At 45.6% G+C, this 2,048-nt stretch carries 1 protein-coding gene; it reads right to left on the reverse strand.

Translation table 11 applies throughout. The annotated features are described in order from the left end of the window. Positions 1 to 134: 134 nt before the first annotated feature. Positions 135 to 2,048, reverse strand: a 1,914-nt coding sequence (locus IQ260_RS30155; RefSeq protein WP_193996733.1) for an SAV_2336 N-terminal domain-related protein, incomplete at its 5' end; no start/stop codon positions are given.

Raw genomic sequence — 2,048 nt, forward strand, 5'->3', positions numbered from 1 at the left:
TCTTTTCCATGGCCTCCTACAAACGTCGCAAACTCAATCAGCATCTGATTGACAGGTTTATTCGAAACTTAGACTTAGACGAGACTTTGATTAAATCACATCCCAACTTTCCAAGTCTTTGTGACTATGGGGTGCTAGTCTCCTAATTCTGTCCGGAGTATTGCTGAAAAGATTGATGATAAAATCCGCCGTAGAGCCATGCGCTCACTTGCGCTTAACTGATTTAAGTCTTCACGCCCAACCCTATCCAGCAGACGAATTCGGTAATCTTCATTCTTTTTTTCATGGTTGCTTAGCGCAGCAAAGTTTCGGTAGCCTAGGTTATTAGATGTTTCAGACTGTGTATCCTCAGCTACATAACGTTCTTCAAGAGCCTGCACAAGGTCGGTATATTTCGACTCACGCCGCTTCAATACCTCAAGCAATACACCAGCAAAAGGTTTGATCTTGTCTGTTTGCTCGTGATTCTCAATAAGATATGCACGAAAATCACTGAGTGAGCATCCAAGACGTTGATTGAGCCAAGTGGATAACGCCTCAAACACATAATCAGGCGGCACAGTTTCTTGAACTAGAGGGCGCACTCCATCGCAGAACTCGTATTGTACAGTATCTGCTGGAGTCTGTGCAGTCACATTTTCTTGAGCTTTAAATAGCCCTCCCAATAGAACTTCTGCCACATGCATCTGTTGCAGACCAGGCAACAAAGCAGATTGCACCATTCGAACAATAGGCAAGTTAATTTCTGGGCAAGCAGCTAAATACCCTGCAAGCCGTCGCGCCATGGGAGAAGAAAAATTTCGAAATCGTTCTAACCGTTCTTTAGGCGTTAGCCCTATGGTAGTTTGTGCTGACGTTTCACTATCACTTGAACTGGTTGCTAGCCCTATCTGACGAACCTGGACTGGTGAGAGCAATAAAGCCGGTGCAGAGGAAAGCGCATTACCACTAACTATTTGACTCCAACGGGCAATAACATTTGGATCTAATGTCACTACAGGCAACTTTAATCCCACTGAAGAGCTTTGTCGCCATCGACCACGTTGGATAAATATCAGAGATCGATTCACTTGTGCCTGAGATTGATTCACTTGTCCTAAACTGGAATTGGTTACTTGCCCTTTAGTCACTTCCAGTAAAGCTGTGCGATTCCATAACCACTCTGGCAAAACCTGTAGTAATGCCATTGGGCCACTGTTCCCCCATACTTGCAAAATATCTCGGATTTGCTGAGTATCCCAACGGGGCGCAATACAATCACTCGCAACTAAAATGAGCCGACGTCTCCTGGGATCAAGCAATTCTCGTGGATGGCGAGGAAGTTGCTTGGCAGTAGATGGACCATAACCAGAACGAAGGTAAAAATGGGGAGGCCCCAATCGTTGTCCTTCAGTTGTCTTAGTGCTGCCTGTAGATTCTTGAACTTCCAGACTCCACAAACGCACATCTCTAAATACTCCAGACTGAGCCAATTTCCTCCGCAGACTCAAAATGGTCTGTTGCCAAATCACCATGGAAGGCGAGGAGTCCACTACTAAAGCTAATTCCAGCCAGGGTTCTAACTTCGGTTGCAGCTTAGGTAGCCATAAATCCGTTTCTGCGATTGCTTTTACCGTCGCTGGTACATCCAGAAGTTGGTCATCTGTAGAAGGTACCAAACGAATTAGTGGACGCAAAGCCTTCAAGATATCTAAGGAATGACGCAATGAAGGTGAATCTGGCAAAGCCAAAGGTGCCCCCGATTCAGTTGAAGGTGACGCCGTGGCTTGATTCTCAGTCGGACGGATTGTTGTCACACCGGACATTCCAGACTGAGGTGTGGTTGAAGATGATGACGTACTGGACTCAAGTGATGACTGAGGCATTGGTTCTACCGAAGACTCTTTCGAATCCACAATAGAATTATCAGATTTTGGAATTGAAGTAGATAAGCCAGAGAAGGTCGTTGGCCCAAACTGCCACTGTTGCAAAGTCAACCAGAGTATGTCAGCAATATCCTCTGCTGTGAGCTCCGTTTGCTTGTGTTCTAGTATTTCGATCAATCGCTC

The sequence above is a fragment of the Leptolyngbya cf. ectocarpi LEGE 11479 genome, assembly GCF_015207065.1.
In the GTDB taxonomy this organism is placed as follows: domain Bacteria; phylum Cyanobacteriota; class Cyanobacteriia; order Phormidesmidales; family Phormidesmidaceae; genus Leptothoe; species Leptothoe ectocarpi.